This window comes from Mucilaginibacter calamicampi, from assembly GCF_042676765.1.
In the GTDB taxonomy this organism is placed as follows: domain Bacteria; phylum Bacteroidota; class Bacteroidia; order Sphingobacteriales; family Sphingobacteriaceae; genus Mucilaginibacter; species Mucilaginibacter calamicampi.
Genome location: NZ_JBHTHU010000010.1, coordinates 21369 through 42379, shown reverse-complemented (window position 1 = coordinate 42379; position 21011 = coordinate 21369). Strand labels below are relative to the sequence as shown.

General features: G+C 42.3%; 18 protein-coding genes. 8 read left to right on the top strand and 10 right to left on the bottom strand.

The genetic code is table 11. The features are described from left to right. The first annotated feature begins 260 nt into the window (after positions 1-260). Positions 261-557, top strand: coding sequence for a GIY-YIG nuclease family protein (locus ACFQZS_RS13100; RefSeq protein ID WP_377100932.1), 297 nt, complete (start codon positions 261-263; stop codon positions 555-557). A 100-nt stretch (positions 558-657) separates the two neighbouring features. On the opposite strand, the gene ACFQZS_RS13095 is transcribed toward ACFQZS_RS13100, so the two are convergent. The 3 genes from ACFQZS_RS13095 to ACFQZS_RS13085 all read right to left on the bottom strand — a co-directional run bounded on the left by ACFQZS_RS13095 (position 658) and on the right by ACFQZS_RS13085 (position 4165). After that, a complete protein-coding gene (locus ACFQZS_RS13095) occupies positions 658-1644 on the bottom strand; it encodes a transglutaminase family protein (protein WP_377100930.1) in 987 nt (328 codons plus the stop codon). A 37-nt stretch (positions 1645-1681) separates the two neighbouring features. Continuing rightward, positions 1682-2617, bottom strand: a complete 936-nt coding sequence (locus ACFQZS_RS13090; protein ID WP_377100928.1) for an alpha-E domain-containing protein — start codon at positions 2615-2617, stop codon at positions 1682-1684. A gap of 96 nt (positions 2618-2713) precedes the next feature. Then, positions 2714-4165 (bottom strand): circularly permuted type 2 ATP-grasp protein, encoded by a 1452-nt coding sequence (locus ACFQZS_RS13085; RefSeq protein ID WP_377100926.1) that lies wholly within the window; start codon positions 4163-4165, stop codon positions 2714-2716. A gap of 476 nt (positions 4166-4641) precedes the next feature. On the opposite strand from ACFQZS_RS13085, the gene ACFQZS_RS13080 reads away from it, so the two are divergent. Together ACFQZS_RS13080 and ACFQZS_RS13075 are read left to right on the top strand one after the other, a co-directional pair. After that, positions 4642-6741 carry an LruC domain-containing protein gene (locus tag ACFQZS_RS13080; RefSeq protein ID WP_377100924.1) on the top strand — a complete coding sequence of 700 codons (2100 nt, stop codon included), beginning with the start codon at positions 4642-4644 and terminating at the stop codon, positions 6739-6741. Positions 6742-6922: 181 nt separating this feature from the next. After that, positions 6923-9007, top strand: a complete 2085-nt coding sequence (locus tag ACFQZS_RS13075) for an LruC domain-containing protein (protein ID WP_377100922.1) — start codon at positions 6923-6925, stop codon at positions 9005-9007. 64 nt (positions 9008-9071) lie between these two features. On the opposite strand, the gene ACFQZS_RS13070 is transcribed toward ACFQZS_RS13075, so the two are convergent. Continuing rightward, positions 9072-10415 (bottom strand): sigma-54-dependent transcriptional regulator, encoded by a 1344-nt coding sequence (locus ACFQZS_RS13070; protein WP_377100920.1) that lies wholly within the window; start codon positions 10413-10415, stop codon positions 9072-9074. Positions 10416-10642: 227 nt separating this feature from the next. Here ACFQZS_RS13070 and ACFQZS_RS13065 point away from each other — a divergent pair, with 227 nt between their 5' ends. Further along, positions 10643-10840 (top strand): hypothetical protein, encoded by a 198-nt coding sequence (locus ACFQZS_RS13065; protein WP_377100918.1) that lies wholly within the window; start codon positions 10643-10645, stop codon positions 10838-10840. Between the two features lie 145 nt (positions 10841-10985). Here ACFQZS_RS13065 and ACFQZS_RS13060 read toward each other — a convergent pair whose 3' ends face one another. Next, positions 10986-11897 carry a hypothetical protein gene (locus ACFQZS_RS13060; protein WP_377100916.1) on the bottom strand — a complete coding sequence of 304 codons (912 nt, stop codon included), beginning with the start codon at positions 11895-11897 and terminating at the stop codon, positions 10986-10988. Between the two features lie 305 nt (positions 11898-12202). Between ACFQZS_RS13060 and ACFQZS_RS13055 the strand changes: the two genes are divergently transcribed. The 4 genes from ACFQZS_RS13055 (at position 12203) to ACFQZS_RS13040 (ending at position 15651) form a co-directional block, all read left to right on the top strand. Beyond that, positions 12203-13753 (top strand): glycoside hydrolase family 10 protein, encoded by a 1551-nt coding sequence (locus tag ACFQZS_RS13055; protein WP_377100914.1) that lies wholly within the window; start codon positions 12203-12205, stop codon positions 13751-13753. 27 nt (positions 13754-13780) lie between these two features. Further along, on the top strand, positions 13781-14239 hold the full coding sequence (dtd, locus tag ACFQZS_RS13050) for a D-aminoacyl-tRNA deacylase (RefSeq protein ID WP_377100912.1): 459 nt from the start codon (positions 13781-13783) through the stop codon (positions 14237-14239). Between the two features lie 4 nt (positions 14240-14243). Further along, positions 14244-14570, top strand: coding sequence for a nucleotide pyrophosphohydrolase (locus ACFQZS_RS13045; RefSeq protein ID WP_377100910.1), 327 nt, complete (start codon positions 14244-14246; stop codon positions 14568-14570). 205 nt (positions 14571-14775) lie between these two features. Next, positions 14776-15651 (top strand): DUF4349 domain-containing protein, encoded by an 876-nt coding sequence (locus ACFQZS_RS13040; RefSeq protein ID WP_377100908.1) that lies wholly within the window; start codon positions 14776-14778, stop codon positions 15649-15651. 168 nt (positions 15652-15819) lie between these two features. Here ACFQZS_RS13040 and ACFQZS_RS13035 read toward each other — a convergent pair whose 3' ends face one another. The 5 genes from ACFQZS_RS13035 to ACFQZS_RS13015 all read right to left on the bottom strand — a co-directional run bounded on the left by ACFQZS_RS13035 (position 15820) and on the right by ACFQZS_RS13015 (position 20988). Then, positions 15820-16584 (bottom strand): 2-phosphosulfolactate phosphatase, encoded by a 765-nt coding sequence (locus ACFQZS_RS13035; RefSeq protein ID WP_377100906.1) that lies wholly within the window; start codon positions 16582-16584, stop codon positions 15820-15822. A 39-nt stretch (positions 16585-16623) separates the two neighbouring features. Further along, entirely contained in the window at positions 16624-17700 is a 1077-nt protein-coding gene (gene gcvT / locus ACFQZS_RS13030) for a glycine cleavage system aminomethyltransferase GcvT (protein WP_377100904.1), read from the bottom strand. Positions 17701-17774: 74 nt separating this feature from the next. Continuing rightward, positions 17775-18977 (bottom strand): glycosyltransferase family 4 protein, encoded by a 1203-nt coding sequence (locus ACFQZS_RS13025; protein ID WP_377100902.1) that lies wholly within the window; start codon positions 18975-18977, stop codon positions 17775-17777. 99 nt (positions 18978-19076) lie between these two features. Next, positions 19077-19685 carry a ribonuclease HII gene (locus tag ACFQZS_RS13020; RefSeq protein WP_377100900.1) on the bottom strand — a complete coding sequence of 203 codons (609 nt, stop codon included), beginning with the start codon at positions 19683-19685 and terminating at the stop codon, positions 19077-19079. Between the two features lie 64 nt (positions 19686-19749). After that, on the bottom strand, positions 19750-20988 hold the full coding sequence (locus ACFQZS_RS13015) for a PP2C family protein-serine/threonine phosphatase (RefSeq protein ID WP_377100898.1): 1239 nt from the start codon (positions 20986-20988) through the stop codon (positions 19750-19752). Positions 20989-21011: the final 23 nt, after the last annotated feature.

Sequence of the window (21011 nt, the reverse complement as noted above, 5' to 3'; positions counted from 1 at the left end):
CGAGATGACAACGGAATATTTTGCTCTTTAAATCATTGTCATTTCGAGCAATAGCGAGAAATCTATGCACGCGCTGAGCCACAGGACAAGCTAATGAATAGATCCCTCACTACGTTCGGGATGACAATGGGATATTTAGCTGGTCAATTACTTGTCATTTCGAGCAATAGCGAGAAATCTATGCACGCGCTGAGCCACAAGACAGGCTAATGAATAGATCCCTCACTGCGTTCGGGATGACAAATTGATATATTTGAATAATGTGGAACTATAATTTCTATGTTTATATCACCACTAATCCTGTGAAAACAGTTTTGTATGTTGGTGTTACTAATGACCTGGCAAGGCGCTTGTACGAACACACTGAAAACAAAGGAAATAAAAACTCCTTTGCTGGAAAATATTATTGTCATAATCTTATTTACTTTGAGCATTTTACTCATATAGAATATGCCATAGAACGAGAGAAAGAGATTAAGAAATGGAGTAGGAAGAAGAAAATGGATTTGATCGCTACGCTAAATCCTACATGGCAATTTTTGAATGATGAAGTATAAAGAAGTAATCTCCTGTCACTTCGGGCAATACACATGTTAAGCCACAGGACGGGCTTGTGTATAGATCTCTCACTACGTTCGAGATGACATTATTTAAAGGCTACTGCTGCTGCTGTTGTTGTTGCTGCTGCACCATTTCCATATACCGCTGATAGCTGTTTTTGGTAACCACATTGGCATCAGCAGGTGTAGGGGCAGATATGATCTCAACCGTTGATGTCTCAATGCTGGTTGGATTGGTAATGTCGTCATCCACAGTTACTGATACCTCCAGGCGGTGGCCCGAAGCGCCTTTGTAAACACCCTTAACAGGGGAGCAATCGCTAAAATTGCGGCCTACGGCTAAACGCACATGGGTTTCATTAGCTATGCAATTATTGGTAGGGTCAATACCCAGCCAGCCATAATCCGGAATATAAGCTTCGGCCCATGCGTGGGTAGCGCCTTCGCCGCGCATACCGTTTTTGTAGGTGCAGATATAGCCGCTTACGTAACGTGCAGGTATTTTTACCAGGCGCAACATTTCGGTTAAGATATGGGCAAAATCCTGGCAAACGCCGGCCTTAAGTTTCCATATTTCGTCCAGCTTGGTTTCAACTGTGGTTACCCCTTTTATATAGTCAAAGTTATCGTAAACATACTGGCAAAAGCGCAACGCCACCTGGTAAGGGGTATCGTCTTTTGACCACTCCTTGTCTACTACCTGTTGAAGGTCAGACAATCCCTCAAAGTACTCCTGCCTTAAAAAATCTATGTAGGGCACCATGTGCCTTAAAGGTTTCAGGTCATCCCATTGCTGGGCCGGGAAAATATCATTTATGGGCAACGGGCGATGTTTGGTAGTTACCAGCATTTTTGAGGTAATAACCATTATTGTATGCGATTGGCTGTAGGTAAAGGTTCCCACCTCGTTGCCGTAATAATCGGTAAAGGTGTCAACCATGGGGCTCCCGGTAACCAGCACATCATGTTTAATAACATCCTGGTAGTCGTCCTTTATCGGGAACAGTATGATCTGGTTAGCGCTGTCGCGAACAGGGCTGTCATAAACGTAAGTGGTTATATGTTGTATCTGAAACTCAGGCATCTTATCTGTATTTATTTGTCACTGATCAATTCGCTGATTACGAATGAGCAAAATAATATTGGTTTAAAGCATCGCTTATTCCGTAAAGCTCCCCTCTTATCTGGGCCAAAAAGGTATGCAGGCCCTCTTGTTTTATGCTTCTTACAGAACTGTATTTGATCCGGCTTTGCAGTCTGCCAATCCTGAAAGACATTTCCCTGAAATTGTCCTGATTGCTGTCCTTTTTTAAGCGTTCAAAATAACGCTGTATGTTATCTACCGAATAAATAACTGAGCGCGGAAAATCGTTATTAAGCACCACCTGTTCCAAAACGTTTTCGGCTTCAAAGCCTTCGCGGTAGGTTTTAAGGTAAAGCTCGTATCCTCCTAATGATAAAAGCAAGTGTTTCCAGTAAGTAGTGTCAGTAAGCAAGTCGGGATTTTCAGAGATAGACCCGAATTTGGTGTCCAGAATATCAACAGATTGTATGGCTCGTTCCAGGTATTTACCAATATTCATAAAGCTGCGCCCTTCGCCACGCTCCATCGTTATCTCAACTGTACCGTAATAAAGCATAACCTGCCTTATCAATACATCCAATACGCTTATAGGGTCTTCCCGCTGCAATGTCCGCTCCAGTTTAGGGTCTTTTACCGCGTGATAATACTCGTTAAGATACTGCCAAAGATCTTTGGTAATATGTTCCTGCACGCTGCGGGCATTCTCCCGCGCAAGCGTTATAATATTTACAACCGAGTTGGAGTTGCCTTTGCCTGTAACCATATATTTCAATACGGCCCGGCTGTCGTTTTCAAGTCCGGCGGCGCCATCATCGCTTAGCCCGGCATACATGGCAATAACAGGTTCCCAGGTAAACTCTTCAATAGTATCCTGCGATGATGCATAGTTGATCTTCAGCATGCGTAATAAACCGTCGCTGCGTTCAATATACCTGCTCATCCAAAAAAAGCTTGCTGCTACCCTGCTTAACATAGGCTGCCCCCCGACCCCCTAAAGGGGGAGTTATTGTGAATAGTTTTGTTAATTAAGGTTATCATATATAAATTTTAGTGTTCCCCCTTTAGGGGGTTAGGGGGCTAACACCCAAGTATCCTTACTGCCGCCACCCTGTGAGCTGTTTACCACCAGCGACCCTTCTTTTAAAGCTACGCGGGTTAAACCACCCGGCACTATCTCTATACCATCAGGCCCGAACAGGGCGTATGGCCTAAGGTCTATGCGCCGGGGTTTTAGCTCACCTTGCATATAACATGGCGCTGCTGAAAGACTGATGGTTGGCTGCGCTATAAAATTGCGCGGCTCTTTCAATATTTCTTTTTTGTAATCCTCTATTTCTTCGTCAGATGCCGCATGGCCCATCAGCATACCATATCCGCCGCTGCCGTTGGTGCGCTTAACCACCATCTTGTTCAGGTTTTTAAATACATAATCCATCTCGTCGCGGTTGCCCAGTTGATGCGTTGGTACGTTCTTTAAAATAGGCTCCTCGTTTAGGTAGTATTTTATCATTTGCGGCACATAGGTGTAAATAGCCTTATCATCGGCTACGCCATTGCCAATGGCGTTTACAATGGCTACATTCCCTTTGCGGTAAGCACCTAAAATGCCCGCCACGCCCAACATGCTTTGGGGGTTAAACACCAGCGGGTCAAGATAGTCATCGTCAACCCGGCGGTATATTACATCAACCTGTTGCAGGCCTACTGTGGTCTTCATATACACTTTATGGTCCTTAACAACAAGGTCGCGGCCCTCAACCAGCTCTACACCCATTAAACGGGCAAGCGTGGTATGTTCAAAATAAGCAGAGTTGTAAATACCCGGACTAAGCAACACAATGGTTGGATTAGCTATCTGCCTTGGCGAAAGTGCCATCAGGTTACGGTATAGTATGGCCGGGTACTCAGTAACACTACGCACGCCGCATTGTGGTAACAGATCGGGGAAAAGGCGTTTGGTTATCTCGCGGTTCTCCAGCATATAGCTTACGCCGGATGGTGTACGCAGGTTGTCTTCCAGTACATAAAAGGTGCCGTCGCTATCACGGATAAGGTCAATACCCGATATGTGGATATATATATCGTAGGGAACATTCAGCTGATACATTTCGCGCAGAAAATGCGGGCACGAATAAATTATATCAACCGGGACTATCCCGTCTTTTATAATGAACTGATTATGATAAATATCCTTTAAAAAATGGTTAAGCGCGGTAAGCCGTTGTTTTATGCCCTTTTCAACAAAAGCCCATTCGGCGGCGGTAATAATGCGCGGGATGATATCAAAGGGAAAGATCTTCTCAATGCCCTCGTTATTATTATACACAGTAAAGGTAATACCCTGGCTCATGAACAGACGCTTTGCCAGTTCTTCTTTTTTGTTCAGATCATCAACAGATTCGCCCGAAATATAGGCTATTACCTTGCTGTAATGATCGCGCACAGTTGAATCCTCGCCATACATTTCATCCCATACGCCGTCAATGGGGCTATATTTATTAAAATAGGCTGATTCGTGCATTTAAAATAGCGCCTTTAAGTTTATGGTTACACAATTTGTTCATTAAAAAGGGAATATATGAAGTTTTTTTATAAAAATGGAATTTATTTTGAAATAATTACATTTTTTTTGATAATTAATTATAATTATTGCTCAAAATGGCCTCGATAATTAGCGATATATATAAAATTATGGCTAATTATATGATTTTGGTAAATGGAACGATCTATAACAAAAGGCATCGGCCGGGGAATATAACAAACCCGTGAATGAGCATGCTAAGGGTATTTAACAACCCAACCTGTAAAATGTTTAGCAGCAACCGGGTTGTATTAGCCACCATAGCGGGGAAGTTTTTATCCACAATGTGGAGCGCATTCCAAAATATGGAAACCTTTGATTTAGTAAAAACTGCTTTTTTAGCGTTTAAAAGGCGTTTTTTAATATTGGAACACCATTTGTAAATACTGGCACGTACAAACAAAGTCCAAAAATAAATGAAAAAATTTACTCCTTTAATGTTAGCTGCACTTACATTATTAGCAGCTTGTAAAAAAAGCAGTGTTACTCCTGATCAACCAGGCACTGATAACACCAATGTAACTAAAATTGCTCCTGATGGGTTCAATTTTGCTACAACCAAAAATATTAACTTCTCGCTTTCGCTTAAGGCCCCTAACGGTGATGCATTACGCGGAGTGGTAGTTAGCCTTTACAACCCTGCCAACACAGCAGATAACGCTTCTATATTTAAAGGAGTAACAGATGCCAGCGGTAATTTAGTTACTACTTTATCTGTTCCGGCAGGACTTAAACAACTTGTTATAGACCCTGCTTATGTTGGTTTATTGCGTTATGCAAAAGCTAACATTAATGGATCATCTGTTAGCGCCGGTATTGGTGGTGCAGCAGGCTATAGTGGTGATATAGTGCCTGAGGAAATTGTTGTAAGATCAGGTTCAACTTCGGGTCTTACAGTATTAGCAGGAGAAGGGCCAAATTTTGCATACCCATCTCCTTATACTTCTACAGATGATGCTATATTAAATACACCCGCTTCACCGTTAAGCGTAGGCGTGCCTAAATATTTACTATCTACAGATGATGTTATTTCTGCGTCATTATTATCGCACGTTAATGCTTCATTGCCTGAGTCTCAACCTTTAACAAAATCGCATCCGGAATATTTGGCAAGCACTGCTACTTCAACACTTAACATCACTGCAAAATCAGATGTTTGGGTAACTTTTGTTGCCGAAGGAGCAGGTTACTTAAATACACTTGCCTATTATACCTATAAAACCGGTAACGCGCCAGATAAAGAATCAGACATTAAAAATGCTACAATAGTATTGCCTAATACATCTGCAAACGGATCTGGCGGGGGCTTAAAAGCAGGTAACAAAGTTAAGCTTGGCGTTTTTGAAGCTGGTACTTCTATTGGCTTTATCCTTATTGCTGATGCATGGACAGGCAAAGGTATCAATACCGGCAACACCAGATATTATGCTGACGCTAAATTAAACCCTGAGAAAACTGCTGAGAAAAGAAAACATACTGTATTGCTTTATGACGACGTAAACAAGGTAACACTTGTTGGTTTTGAAGACCTTGACAGAGATGGTAGCTCAGACGATGACTTTAACGATCTTGTTTTCTACGCTTCATCTAACCCTTATACTGCTATTTCGACAGATGGTGTTCCGGTTGTTGATAAAGGTGGCGATAGCGACGGCGATGGCGTGATAGACGAATTAGACGCTTTCCCTAACGATGCATCTAAAGCTTTTATAAGCTACTATCCATCTGCAAGTGGTTTTGCTAACATAGCTTTTGAAGATAACTGGCCTAAAAAAGGTGATTATGACCTTAACGACGTAGTTGTTAAATACCGTTACACCTTTGTAAGCAACGCTAAAAACGAAGTAGTTACTTTACAGGGAGATTATAACGTAACTGCTGTAGGTGCTTCTTACAAAAACGGCTTTGGTGTTCAGTTTCCGTTCGCTGCATCAGCTGTACAATCTGTAACCGGCCAAAAATTTAAAGATAATTATATAACCCGCGCTGCAAACGGTGTTGAAGCCGGCCAAAGCAAAGCAGTTATCATTCCGTTTGACAATACTGATATGATGTTGAACAACCCTGATAACGCCTACTTTGTAAACGTATTAACAAACAAAGAAAAAGTTACCAACGGCGCTACCGCATCAGTAGTAATGACGCTTTCAACCCCGGTTGCTTTATCAACTATAACACAAGCCACTATCAATCCGTTCCTTATAAGCAACTCGCGCAGAGGTTATGAGGTACACTTGCCAGGCTATTTGCCAACTGATAAGGCTGAGACCAAATTATTCGGCACAGATGATGATACAACAAAACCTGCATCATCAAGATATTACTTATCAAAAGAAAACTGGCCGTGGGCTATTAGCTTCGCCGACAATTTTACATACCCCATAGAACAAGTTAAAATAACCGACGCGTACCTGCATTTTGCTGATTGGGCCAGCTCAGGCGGCACGTCGTTCACTGATTGGTATACCAATACAGGAGCAGGTTACCGTGCACTACCAAGTTTGTACTTAAAGTAGTATAGCGATTGTTCTGACCGCCCGCGATAAAATCGCGGGCGGTTTTTTATTTATAAAAACTTTGATAATTTTTAACTGTTTACTTAAGTAACCTGTAGAAAAATCCAAACTATAGCCACTAAAAATTGGCTTTACTTTTAACTAAAAATTTGATTGGCGGCCTATAGCGCTGCGGATAAAGATGAAGAGATTTACTATACCTATGTTAGTTGTACTTACCGTATTAACTGCATGTAAAAAAAACAGCGTTAACCCGGATAAAGACGGCTCTGATAACTTAACCAAAATTGCACCGGACGGATTCAATTTTGCAACTACTCAAAATATAAACCTTTCGCTTGCGCTTAAAGCCCCAAATGGCGATGCATTGCGCGGCGTAGTTGTAAGTATTTACAGCCCGGCTAATACTGCAGAGGGCGCGGCCATTTATAAAGGCGTTACTGATAATAATGGAAATTTGGTTGCACAGGTAACAGCTCCGGCCGGTATTAAGCAAATTGTTATAGACCCCGCTTATGTAGGTTTAATGCGCTATGCAAAAGCAAACATAAACGGCACATCAGTTACTGCTGTTATTGGCGGTTCTGCGTTGTTTAGCGGCGATATAGTTGCCGAGCCGATTGCAGATCAATCTGGTTCGTCTTCCGGCCAAACCGTGTTGGCTGCGGGTGGCATCGCTTTTGCGTACCCATCTCCCTATACTTCAACCACCGATGCGGTATTAAACATTACCGAACAGCCTTTAAGCTACGGTGTTCCAAAATATTTGTTACCCGCCAATGATGTTATAAGCGCGTCGTTATTAACTTTTGTAAATGCATCATTACCCGAAAAGCCATTAGCAACTACCCATCCCGAGTATCTGTCAAGCAGCGCTGTGTCAACGCTTAAGGTTACTGCTAAGTCTGATGTTTGGGTAACTTTTGTTGCTGACGGGGCCGCTAATTTAAATACACTGGCTTATTATACCTACAAAACCGGAACGCCGCCTGCAAGCGAAGCAGACATTACTAACGCTACAATTGTGTTTCCCAACTCATCGGCTTATGGCTCTGGTGGCGGATTAAAGCCGGGGAATAAGGTTAAATTAGGCACTTTTGAGGCCGGAACCTCAATTGGGTTTATATTGATTGGCAACGCGTGGACAGGCAAAGGTATTAACACTGGCAATGCAAAATATTACTCTGATGCCAAACTTAACCCGGAAACAAAGGCTGAACTTAAAAAGCACTCTGTTGTACTTTATGACGATGTTAACAAACTTACGTTAATAGGATTTGAAGATGTAAACAGGGAGACAGGCTCAGATAATGACTTTAATGACCTGGTGTTTTATGCTACATCAAACCCCATTACCGGTATCTCAAAAGATAACATCCCGGTTATTGATAAAGGGGGTGATACCGACGGCGATGGTGTACTGGATGCTTTTGATGACTACCCTAATGATGCAAGCAGGGCTTACAATTATTATTATCCTTTTAAAGATGGTTTTACCAATGTAGCTTTTGAAGACAATTGGCCTTCTAAAGGAGATTATGATATGAATGACCTGGTGGTTAAATACCGTCTTTCCATGCAATTAAATGCTAAGAATGAAGTGGTTTTTATGGCAGTTGATGTTAACGCGTTAGCTGTAGGGGCATCATTTAAAAATGGATTTGGTATAAAGTTCGCAATACCTGCCAGTGACGTCAAATCAGTAACCGGGCAAAAACTGATAAGTAATTATATTAAGTTAGGTGCAAATGGAGTTGAAGAAGGGCAAACTGATTTGGTAGTGATACCTTTTGACAATACAGACGCTGTACTTAAAAACTTCGACGATTCTTATTTTGTTAATACAAAGGCCGAGAAAAATAAAGTTACTCCCTCTACCTCAACGGTATCAGTAACATTCGCAAATCCGGTGCCTGTGGCTTATGCATTATATATAAATCCGTTTTTGATAAGAAACGGGCAGCGAGGTTATGAGGTTCATTTACCAAACAGCACCCCCTCAAAAAAAGCAGACCTGAACTTATTAGGAACAGCCGATGATAAGGGGAAGAAAGACGGAACTAAATACTACTATCTATCAAAAGAGAACTGGCCATGGGCAATTAGTTTTAATGATAGTTTTACTTACCCGGCAGAACAAGTTAAAATAACCGATGCCTATTTGCATTTTGCTGAGTGGGCCGGCTCAAACGGTACCTTATTTACAGATTGGTACTATAATACAGGTGCGGGGTATCGTGCACTACCGGGTTTATACTTAAAATAGTTTATAATATTGGTTCTTAGGCCGTTCGCTTTGCAAAAGGCGAACGGTTTTTTGTTTAAAGGCATTACAGTTTTTTGTCCTGCAGCATTTTGTAGATGGTAGATTTGCCTATATCCAGCTTTTGGGCAACCTTTAAAACGTTATTATCATACTTGTCCAGGTAGGTTTTAATAATATCCACGGTATATTCTTCCATAGTTTTATCGCCTGTTACAGCAAAGTTGTCTTTGCCGGGGGTATGAAAACCAATATCATCAGCCGATATTTCCTTACCGTCGCACATCACCGCGGCTAATTCAATTGCCGACCGCAGTTCGCGCACGTTACCCGGAAATTGGTAACTCATCAGTTTGTTTTTGGCCTCGTTACCTAAACTTTTTGGCCCCATGTGGTTCTCTTTAACAAAATCATCTAAAAACCCTTTGGCTAATAATAAAATATCCGTACCACGGTCTCGCAGGGGTGGAAGCTCAACAGGCAGGCCCATAATGCGGTAATAAAAATCCTCGCGGAAACTGCCTTTTTTTACCAGGTCGGCTAAATTTTTATGGGTGGCTACAATCAGCCTTACGTCCAGCTTGGTTTTTTCGTGGCCGCCCAGCCGGGTTAGTTCGCGCTCCTGCAATACCCTTAAAAGCTTGCTCTGCATGGCAGGGTCCAGCTCGCCTATTTCATCTAAAAACAGGGTGCCTTTGTTGGCCTCTTCAAACTTGCCGGTTTTTCGGCCCGCGGCGCCGGTAAAAGCACCTTTTTCGTAACCAAATAATTCGCTTTCTAACAACTCGGCAGGGATAGCCGACATATTGAGCGCCACAAACGGTTTTTTAGCGCGGTCTGAGTTGTAGTGGATGGCTTTGGCCACTAATTCCTTACCCGTACCCGTTTCGCCGGTTATAGATACATTGATATTGGCTTTAGCTGCCTTTTCAATTAAGCCGAATATTTTTTTTATGGCAGGCGACGCGCCCTTAATAATGTTGCCGATCTCGTATTTGTGGCCCAGCTCTTCGCGTAAATGCTCCACTTCTTTTTTAAGTGATTGATTTTCGCGCGCGCGAATAACGGCGTTCCAAAGCAGCTCTTTAATATTATCGTTTTTAACCAGGTAGTCGCTAACGCCCGTTTTTAGCAGATCAACCGCCGTATGCACATCATTTTGCCCGCTTATAACTATTACCGGAACAGTGGGATTGGCAGCCCTTATCTTTTTAAAAAGCTCGGCCCCGGTCATATCCGGTAACGAATAGTCTATCGTGATCAGATCAGGCTTTTTATGCAGGCTTTTAATGCAATCGTTGGCAGTAGCGAAGCGCGTAACCACATAATCAGGATTTAAAGAAAGCTGGTAGTTAAGCAGTTCGCTGTACCATACATCATCCTCTACAATAAATATATGGTATGCATCCATAGGTTAGTGGTAATGGTCTTGGTAAAAAAACTAAAATAGATAAAGGTTTCCAAATTTTGGAAATTTTCTAAAGTAATTGTTCATCTCTACAAAACATCTCACTTCCCCACTTTATCAAAAATTTTCCCCACGCTAACTTTTATTATGCCCTTTTTTGGGCTTATAGAGGCCGTTTTAGGCCTTGGCGTACAATTTGTTTTATCATCAGCGTACGTAAATTTTTTTATATGAGATCAAAAATTACCTTAAGCACTACATTAACTACACTAAGTGTAATAGTGCTTGTTTTAGCCGCGCTTACTTTTATGGACAATAATACTGACAGAAATACTTATGCAGGTATAGTAATGCTTTGCTGCCTGTTTTTATTTGTAATTGCTTTGTCCTTGCGTTCGCCTACAGGGAAACCCAACCGCAGTATGTAAGGCAATGCCCTTCTACGCGCTATATTAGAACATTTAATAGGTGTCTTGCCAAAAAGTACGACCAACGTGCACGCTATCGGAATAAAAAAACAAAAAACCCGGTCCTGAAAAGAGACCGGGTTTTTCATGCTTTGCGCCGTATGCTTTATTTAAGAAAAATGCTTCCTCTGCCCATTGTATAGCCATCGGCATACATTATTATGGTGTAGGTACCTTTTTGAAAAGGTTGCTGGCTCATCCAGTCAACTATATAAGTTTTGCCATCATCATTAAAATCAATTGATGTTCTGTAGCTCGCTTGTAATTCCGAACCATCCGCGTTGAATGTTCCGCCATCGGTAGCAGTTATCAAATTGCCGGTAGGGTCAATAATTCTGAAGAAGATATCATGCGTGCCTTTAGCCGCAACCTGGTTGCCTGCAACAGTAAAGCCTATTTTTAATTTATTAACGTTTTTGGCTTTTGTCTCATCGCTTACTTTGCCATTGCTTTTTACCTTATGCCCGGTAACGGTAATTCCGCCTAATTTTAAAGCTGACGCCACTTGAACCTTAGTGTTCAGATCCTGATTTTGTTTTTCCAGGTCAGAAGCTTTTGCAGAAACGGAGGTGAGGTTGGTGCGAAGGGTATCGCGCTCGGTGGTCAGATCACTGTTTTGTTTTTTCAGTTCCTCAATATCTGCAGTGTATTTGGTTACAAAATAACGCAGCTGTTTAACGTCTTCCTGCGCCTTAGATAATTCTGCCACTGTAAGTTTGCCCTTAGCCAGATCAGCACGTAAAACTTTGATCTTTGCCTGCAACGAATCGTTTTTAGCCTGCATTTCTGCCGTCATGCGGGTGCGGCCGGCGTTTACTTGTGTAATTTGCGCCTCAAGGCTATCCAACTCGGTTTGCAGGCGTGTTTTCTCATCGTTTTGATATACTACCTTCTCGTCAGATTTAGTTTTCTTCAAGTACAAGTATACATCAGTACCTAATAATGCTACAATTACTAATATTAAAAAGTAAATAACATTGGAGTTCTTTTTAGGGGTTTGTTCCTGTTTATTTTCCATAAAATTTTGATGATTAAATAAATTGGCAGCGCTAACCCAAATAAGCAGTCTGCATATTTGTTGTTCTTATTATAACCTTAACGCTCCAAAATAAAGGATATTTTACCGGCATTTATTACTATTTTAATATTTAATATAGGTAAAAATGAAAAAAAACTGATAATGTTTTTAAAACGTAACAAAATTTTGCCTTCTCAAAGGGGCTAATTAGTAGCGCGGCCTAATTAAATGTAATTAAAACAGGCCATAATAAACAGGCATGCAATGGAGTTTATATCTTTGCACTTCCCCAAAAAACCTGTTTAATGCATTTATACCGACATATATTTTTACTGCTATTGCTGCCTTTTATTGCAACAGCACAAAGCCAAATAGATACATTACCTAAAATTAAGTATGAGCCCAAACGCGAATTCAGGGCTGCCTGGATAGCTACTGTTGAAAATATAGATTGGCCAACCAGGCCGGGCTTGCCCGCAGATCAACAGCAGAAGCAATTGGTTGATATACTAAATGCACACCAGCAAACCGGCTTAAACGCGGTGATGTTTCAGATACGCCCAGCTGCCGATGCGTATTATGCAAAAGGCACCGAGCCCTGGGCACGCTGGCTTAATGGTAAGCAGGGGCAGCCACCAGTACCGTTTTACGACCCATTGCAATTTGCCATTACAGAGGCACATAAGCGCGGCATTGAGCTGCATGCCTGGTTTAACCCTTATAGGGCAACTAAAGACAAAAGGTTTAACCTTTTAAGCCCCGACCATATTACTAATTTAAAACCGGAGTGGTTTTTTGTTTATGGCGAAGAAAAGCTGTTTAACCCCGGCCTGCCCGAAGTGCGCGAATACATTATTAAGGTAGTGTTAAACGTTATTGATAATTACGACATAGATGGCGTGCATATGGACGATTATTTTTATCCCTACCAAATATCAGGGCAAAGAATAAACGATGCAGCGGCCTTTGCCAAATACGGCGGCGAATACCAGGATATCCGCGACTGGCGCCGTAATAACGTAGATATGCTGATAAAAGAATTGGCAGACAGCGTGCACAAGCATAATCCGCGTATAAAATTTGGTATTAGTCCGCGGGGTATATGGGCCAACAAATCACAAAACCCTGAGGGTTCTGAAACCCGCGGCGGCGACGCTTATTATGAGCAATTTGCCGATTCGCGCAAGTGGATAAAGGAGGGCTGGGTTGATTACATTAATCCGCAATTGTATTGGCAAATTGGCTACCGCCTTGCCGCGTTTGACGTACTGGTTGACTGGTGGAGCAACCAGGCTAACAATCATCATGTTTACATTGGACAGGCTCCCTATCGCATGGCCGAGCGGGCTTCAATAGCTTTTCATAACCCGGCGGAACTGCCTAACCAGATAAGATATCTTCGTGGTAACCCCCGTGTGCAAGGCAGTGTTTTTTTTAACACCAACTCGCTAACTAAAAACCTCTACGGTTTTACAGACTCGTTGAAGCAAAATTTTTACAGATACCCGGCTTTGCCACCGCCTATGCTCTGGCTTGATTCTGTTGCGCCTAATGTGCCGCGCGTTTTATCGGTAACTAAAACAGCGCCGCGTACTGTACAGCTTAAGTGGGAAACACCGCTGCTTGCCCGCGATAAGGAGCCCGTGTATGGCTATGTAATTTACCGTTTTGAGGGTGATGAGAAGATCAATTTAGATGACCCCAAAAACATTTTGCGGATAAATTATAACACAGGTACGGTTTTTAATGATACTACTGTGCAGCCCGGCAAAACCTATCTGTATGTGGTAACAGCTATAGACAGGCTTAAAAATGAAAGCGACCGAACGCCTTCAATAGCCATTAAGATAAATTAGCAGCGTTTAATTATCTTGCCTGCTGATATGAGAGCAGTTATACAAAGGGTATCAGAAGCGGCTTGTAAAGTTGAGGGAGAAATTACCGGCGAGATTGGTATTGGTTTACTCGTGCTTTTAGGTATTGAAGATGCCGACACAGATGATGACCTGCAATGGCTGGCGCAGAAGATCTGCAGTCTCCGCATTTTTAGTGATGAGAACGGTTTGATGAACAAGGCTTTGGCTGATGTTGGCGGCAATATTCTGCTGATATCTCAATTTACCCTTTTCGCACAAACTAAAAAGGGTAACCGGCCCTCTTTTATCCGTGCCGCACGACCGGATAAAGCTATCCCGCTTTATGAGAAAATGATTATCACACTGGAAGAGCTAACAGGACAAAAAGTAGCTACCGGTATTTTTGGTGCTGATATGAAGATAAGTTTAGTGAATGACGGACCCGTCACCATTGTAATGAACACAAAAGACAAAGATAATCACTAAGTATATGGAACTTTCAGAGGCTCAAAAACTGGTAGATAATTGGATCAAAACCACCGGCATCCGTTATTTTAACGAATTGACCAATACCGCCATTTTAATGGAAGAAGTAGGCGAGGTGGCCCGGATAATGGCAAGGCAATATGGTGAGCAATCCTTCAAAAAGTCTGATACCGAAGTAAACCTTGCTGATGAAATGGCCGATGTTCTATTTGTGCTGATATGCCTGGCCAACCAAACGGGTATTGACCTTACCGAAGCCCTGCAGAAAAACCTGGAGAAAAAAAGCATCCGCGATGCCGAACGGCACAAGAATAATGAGAAGTTGAAGTAAGCTCATTTGATCACTCCCCTCATCTAATTAAAGGTTTGTAAACATTTTATGGCGTAAAAACTCCTTGCCCGGGGAAGTAAAGCACATTACACCGCTTTTTAGATTTTTCGAATAGTCTAATATCTGCATCAAAAAATAAATGCAATATTGTTGCATTTATAAAATTAAAGTCTTAGTTTTATCATGTAAACCTAATTTACTTATTATGAAAAAGATTTTAATTGTGGCAGCAACCATAGTATTTGCTGCATTGGGGTGTAAAGGTCCTGGTAAACCGGAGGTTGATAAAATGGCGATGGCCGATATAGCTATTGATGAGTCGGTAGGTAACAGCGCGGCAACAGATCCTCCCAGTGAATATGAACTTAAAGCAGCGGCCCCTGGTCCAAAAGGTTATAGCAATCGTTATTCTACACCCGTCGGCGTCAAAATAGAAAAAAAGATCATCAAGGAGGGCGATATCCATTTTAAAACAGGCGATATTAACGAAACCCGTAAAACCCTCTATGCATCTTTAAAGAAGTTGGGCGGTTACGTTGCAGAAGAAAGCGAGAATAACGATAGCGAAAGTGGCCAAAAGGAAATCACACTGCAAACCCGTATCCCGGCTAAAAATTTTGATGCCTTTCTTACTAATGTCTCTGCTAATGCCGAAAGCATTGATTCAAAAAACATCCGTATACAAGATGTAACAACCCGCTTTATTGATGTTACCACGCAACTGGCTAATAAAAAGAAACTGGAGGAGCGTTACCTGGAGCTGCTTAAAAAGGGCAGCAAAATATCTGATCTGTTAGAGATAGAGAATAAACTTACGGAGATCCGCAGTGATATAGAATCAACCCAGGGCCAGCTAAACTACCTGTCTAAACAAGTTGAATTTAGCTCGTTAGATATTACTTTTTACTCAAAGCAAACAGCTCAGGATAACGGGCAATCTTTTGGCTATAAAATAAAAACAGCGGTGTTAAGCGGATGGCAAATATTAGGCAGTCTGTTTTTCGGCTTTGTAGCGTGGTGGCCAATCTGGCTGGTGCTTCTTGGCGGAATTGTTTTTTTAAGAAGATGGGCTAAGAGATGAAGAAATAATTAGATAAAAGGCGATGATGGTTAAGTCTGTTGAACGCTATAAAAAGTTGTCATTCTGAACGCAGTGAAGAATCCTGTAAAAGCGTCTAACCAAGCGCCCGGCTAGCAAAACGCATAAGATTCTTCACTACGTTCAGAATGACAATATATGCCTTATCTTTTATTTCAACTTAACCAACCGCTCGCCATCCAAAACAGGTATGGCGGTGGTTACATCAACTTTAAGGCAAAATTCAATATCTTTTTCAATGCCCAGCGCTTTAAGGCGCGCGCTATGCGATGTTTTTTTAAGGTAGCCGTTTAGGTCGTCTTTAGCAAGGCTGTACATGTCATTAGCGGCAATAGCGGGGTCGTCTACCCTAAACCCATGCTCTTTAAGCTGCTCAACAACAGCACCTGCAAACAGCGTGTCTTCCAGGTTAAAGTTGTTTTTCCAGCCCGAGCAAACCAGCAAGGTATTGTCTTGCTGCAATTTTAGCCAGTTGCAAAGCGCGGTAAGATTTAAAAAGGAACCGATAACAATTTTTTTTGCCCTGCGCGACAGATGTAAAGCATGGGTGCCATTGGTAGTGGTTAACACTACGGTTTTACCGCTTACTTTTTCGGCAGTGTATGAGAATGGCGAATTGCCAAAATCAAAGCCCGATACCACTTCCCCATCACGCTCCGCGGCTAAAAGGTAGTCAAATCCTTTTTCAATATAAGCGCTGCATTCCTCTACTTTTGATACCGGGATAATCGCCTCGGCGCCGTTTTCAATGCCGTAACAAATAGAAGTTGTAGCCCTGAATACGTCTATGATAACTACAATGTAGTCCTCCACCTTATATAATGGAATAAGCGCCGGCGTAAGGCAAGCATGTAATTTAGGCCCTGAAGCCCCCCGGCCCCCTAAAGGGGGAGTGTTGTTGGTTTGTAATTCCATTTAATGAACTTATTGTTCCCCCTTCAGGGGGTTAGGGGGCTAGGCAAACGGTGGTTTTTTTACCACAGCCTTAATTTTGTTATCTCTTATTTTAATATAGATCTCGGTACCTTCTTTAGCAAAAGCAGTTGGCACATATCCCATGCCAATAGCCTTTTGTAAGGATGGCGATTGTGTACCCGAAGTAACCCGCCCGATGGTATTGCCGTCGGCGTCAGTTATCTCATAATCATGCCGTGGTATGCCGCGTTCAATCATTTCAAAGCCTACCAGTTTGTTGGTTACGCCTGCTTGTTTTTGCTGCTCCAGTTGTTTGGCGTTGGTAAAGTCCTTGCTGAATTTAGTTACCCAGCCCAGACCCGCCTCCAGTGGCGAGGTGGTATCATCTATATCATTACCATATAAGCAAAAACCCATTTCCAGTCGCAAAGTATCTCTGGCACCTAAGCCAATTGGTTTTATACCAAATGGCTCGCCTGCCTTAAACACCTCGTTCCAGATGTATTCTGCATTAGCGTTATCAAAATATAGCTCAAAGCCGCCCGCACCCGTGTAGCCCGTTGCAGATACAATCACGTTATCTATGCCGGCGAATTTCCCCGTTTTAAAGGTATAGTACTCCATGGTCCCCAGGTCAATGTCGGTAAGGCTTTGCAGGGCCTCGGCAGCTTTTGGGCCCTGTACGGCTAACAGCGAGGTGCGGTCTGATATGTTTTTCATATCAACCCCAGCCGTATTGAATTTGCTTATCCAATCCCAATCCTTATCAATGTTTGATGCGTTGACCACCAGCATATAAGTTTTCTCATCAATGCGGTAAACCAGCAGGTCATCAACAATGCCGCCATCTTCATTGGGCAGGCAGGAGTATTGCACTTTGCCATCATATAATTTTGATGCATCGTTACTGCTAACGCGCTGTATCAGGTCAAGCGCTCCATCGCCTTTTAATATAAACTCGCCCATGTGGCTTACATCAAAAACGCCTACGGCTTTGCGCACGGTTTCATGCTCAGCATTAATGCCTGCATATTGCACGGGCATGTTATAGCCTGCAAAGGGTACCATTTTGGCCCCTGATTTTATATGGATATCAGTTAACGCGGTGTTCTTCATATTAATAAACTAAACCGTGGCAAAAGTAACAAAATTGGGCAGCTTAGCCGATGAATGGAAGGTTAAACTTTATATTAAGACTGCAGGCACTTATGGTAAAAATCAACCAACTTTTGGGTTATCAGGGTTATATCGTATTCTGCCTCTATGAGTTTGCGTGCATTGGCCCCTACCTGATGGCAAAATTCTTCGTCGCTAATGCAGCGTTTTATAGCTTTGTAAAATTCTTCGGCGGTATTAGCTATCAATATATCGCGGCCATTTACATAGTTAATGCCCTCGGCACCTAATGATGTGGAGATAATACACTTTTGCATAGCCATGCCCTCAACTATTTTTACACGCATACCGCCGCTGGTTAACAGGGGCACTATCATTATGGCTTTGCTGTTTACAAACTCCAAAGCGTTATCAACCTCGCCCTGAATAAATATTTTTCCAAGCGCCTCGTAATCATCAAAAGCATCGGGTATGTCATTGCCGGCAACATACAGTCTGGTCATTAATTCGCCGTTGGCAATAACGTTATGAAAGTTTTGAAGGAACCATTCCATGCCTTCGCGGTTAGGCAGCCAGTCTAATGATCCCAGGAAGAATAAACTCGGGAACTCTGTTAAACTGCGGTCCGGCTTATATTGATCAAGCCTGATACCTATGGGCAATACTTGTATTTTAACCTTGATGCCGTCGCCAACAAGTGTGTTTTTATCTTCGTTGGTAAACACCAGCAAGGCATCAAACTGGTTAAGCTGATGCAGCTCGTAGTTTTTTATGCGCCGGGCATGCATCTTTAGGTATGATCTTTTAAAAGGATCTATTTTCTGTTGTGAAAGGCGTTCCCACAACTGGTTCTCAATATTGTGCGCCCGGTAGATCAGCTGTGCGTTTGAGTTCTTTCGTGCAGCGTCATAATACAGCGTGGTAAGCAAGCCCTCAAATTGAATTATGTCAAACCGGTTTGTTTTTACCTCGTTTATTACCAATTGCTCAAAACCTTCGTCATAATACCTGTCAATATTAAAGGATGTTTTTTGCAGCAGGTTGGTTGCCACCTGTAACACGGTTACAGCGGTATTTATGCGATGTGACCTGTAGCTTATTTTGCCCAGAAGATCGTCATCAGGCAGGCAATCATCAAAACCGGGTTTTGCGTTAAGCGCTAAAACTGATACCTCATGCCCCATGCGTAATAAGCCCCGTATGGTGTTGCACACCACAATAGAATATCCGCCATTTTGCGGAAAGGGTACACGGTGAGACAATAAGAGGATTCTCAAAACTAAATTTAGGGTTAAAACCAAAAATAGCTTAAAAGCCTCACAGAAACAAGCATATAGCAAGCCACGTTGCCATAAAGAAGTAAATTTTTAGGGAATTTAAACAGCTACAACTTCCTGCTCTGTATCCAAAGAGGTTACCCTGAACGTCCGCCGGTGGTAGGGGGTATAACCGATCTGTAAGATGGTTTTGCGGTGTTTAATGGTTGGGTAGCCTTTATTACTGTGCCATTCATATTCCGGATGATGCAATGCTATCTGCTTCATATAATCATCACGATAAGTTTTGGCTAAAATAGAAGCAGCAGCAATGCTGAAGTATTTACCATCGCCGCCAACTATGCACTGGTGCGGTATGGTTTGATGCTTGTTAAAACGGTTTCCATCAATAAGCAGTAGCTGGGGCTGCAGGTGCAGTTTTGCAATAGCCCTGTGCATGGCCAGGAAAGACGCGTTAAGTATGTTGATCTCGTCTATTTCAATATTATCTACAGATGCTACAGCAAATGCAATGGCATTCTGTTCAATTTCGGCGCGTAAGGCGTACCTGGTTTCTTCAGATAGTTGTTTTGAATCATTCAGTAATTCATGTTCAAAATCGGGTGGTAATATTACCGCGGCAGCAAACACCGGCCCGGCCAGGCAGCCACGGCCCGCTTCGTCGCAACCGGCTTCAATTAGTTCATGCTGAAATCTGGATAATAACACAATACAAAAAGACGGTTTTTGCTTTAACGTTGCAACAAATGTTTTTAACACATTTTAAACAACACTAAAATATCCGAAGGGTAAGCATGGTAATATCATCAATGGGTTTACCTTTTATGCTAAAGTTTAAATGATCTAAAAGTGCCTGGTTAAAATTATCGGGGGTCTCATCTCCCCTGGCAAGAATAAAATCAAGTAACTGCTCCTCGTTCCATTCTTTATCCCCATAAGGTTCAAAATCAAGTAAGCCATCGGTATAGTTAAACAAAAGGCTGCCCGGTTCCACATCAATTTCACCCTGGTTTAAAAACGGAAGCTGTTCAAAAGCGCCTATCATGGTGGTGCCTAATTTTAGTGTTACCGCCTCGCCCCCGCTATAAAGTATGGGTGGATTATGACCGGCGTTTACATAATTAAGCTTGCGGGTTTGCTGGTTGTATTTGGCTATAAACAAAGTAATAAACCGTTCGCCTTTTGTATTGTCTATAACTTTTTGATTAACGCGCTCTACAATATTGGTCAGGTCATCTTCAACAGCCGTCCATGCATGCAGCGTGGCCTGGAAACTTGCCATTAATAAAGCCGCCGAAACACCCTTACCGGATACATCAGCAATACACCATAAAAACTCAGCATCATTAAGGCGTATAAAGTCAAAATAATCGCCGCCAACATTTTGGTGCGGCAAATACCGGGCACCTATTTCTACCGCGGTTTCTTTATGAACCCTTAGCGGGATCAGCATATTTTGAACTTCGGCGGCCAGTTCCATCTCGCGCTGTAAGCGTTCTGCCTGTAATCTTTCTTTAAAAAGTTTTTTATTCTCTAAAGCAACCACCACAACGTTTACAAGGGTTTGTATAACGTTAAGGTCGTTATTAAGCATTTCGCCCGAGGTTGTAAAATCGCCTATCAGCGCGTAGGCAAGCGCCTTGCTTTTATGATATATAGGGATAAAATAATCGTATTTATTTAAAACCGGATTGGCACTTTTAGCCAAAGGGTGCGGAGATCTGATCTTGCTTAAAGTAGTACAGGCTTTATTGAGTGCGCCCGAAGGCTCCATTTCGCCACCGTATTTAGATACGCACGCGTAGGTATTATCTTTTTCTATTAAAAACCGGAATCGCCCAACATGTAAATGATTTTGCAAAATTACCTCCAGCATCTGTATCAGTACAGTTGTGGATGTGTTTTTATTAATTGCGTTAGTTACCTCAAGTAACGAGTTCAGTTCTGATTGCCTTTTTAACAGCAATTGTATCAGTTCGTCTTCACCCGAGGGGCGGTTTATATCCTGCATTGGTTTTTGCTGGGGGCTTACTA

Coding starts and splice junctions, on each gene's coding strand:
- ACFQZS_RS13100 (WP_377100932.1), top strand. CDS start 261: ATGTGGAACTATAATTTCTATGTTTATATCACCACTAATCCTGTGAAA.
- ACFQZS_RS13095 (WP_377100930.1), bottom strand. CDS start 1,644: ATGCCTGAGTTTCAGATACAACATATAACCACTTACGTTTATGACAGC.
- ACFQZS_RS13090 (WP_377100928.1), bottom strand. CDS start 2,617: ATGTTAAGCAGGGTAGCAGCAAGCTTTTTTTGGATGAGCAGGTATATT.
- ACFQZS_RS13085 (WP_377100926.1), bottom strand. CDS start 4,165: ATGCACGAATCAGCCTATTTTAATAAATATAGCCCCATTGACGGCGTA.
- ACFQZS_RS13080 (WP_377100924.1), top strand. CDS start 4,642: ATGAAAAAATTTACTCCTTTAATGTTAGCTGCACTTACATTATTAGCA.
- ACFQZS_RS13075 (WP_377100922.1), top strand. CDS start 6,923: ATGAAGAGATTTACTATACCTATGTTAGTTGTACTTACCGTATTAACT.
- ACFQZS_RS13070 (WP_377100920.1), bottom strand. CDS start 10,415: ATGGATGCATACCATATATTTATTGTAGAGGATGATGTATGGTACAGC.
- ACFQZS_RS13065 (WP_377100918.1), top strand. CDS start 10,643: ATGAGATCAAAAATTACCTTAAGCACTACATTAACTACACTAAGTGTA.
- ACFQZS_RS13060 (WP_377100916.1), bottom strand. CDS start 11,897: ATGGAAAATAAACAGGAACAAACCCCTAAAAAGAACTCCAATGTTATT.
- ACFQZS_RS13055 (WP_377100914.1), top strand. CDS start 12,203: ATGCATTTATACCGACATATATTTTTACTGCTATTGCTGCCTTTTATT.
- dtd (WP_377100912.1), top strand. CDS start 13,781: ATGAGAGCAGTTATACAAAGGGTATCAGAAGCGGCTTGTAAAGTTGAG.
- ACFQZS_RS13045 (WP_377100910.1), top strand. CDS start 14,244: ATGGAACTTTCAGAGGCTCAAAAACTGGTAGATAATTGGATCAAAACC.
- ACFQZS_RS13040 (WP_377100908.1), top strand. CDS start 14,776: ATGAAAAAGATTTTAATTGTGGCAGCAACCATAGTATTTGCTGCATTG.
- ACFQZS_RS13035 (WP_377100906.1), bottom strand. CDS start 16,584: ATGGAATTACAAACCAACAACACTCCCCCTTTAGGGGGCCGGGGGGCT.
- gcvT (WP_377100904.1), bottom strand. CDS start 17,700: ATGAAGAACACCGCGTTAACTGATATCCATATAAAATCAGGGGCCAAA.
- ACFQZS_RS13015 (WP_377100898.1), bottom strand. CDS start 20,988: ATGCAGGATATAAACCGCCCCTCGGGTGAAGACGAACTGATACAATTG.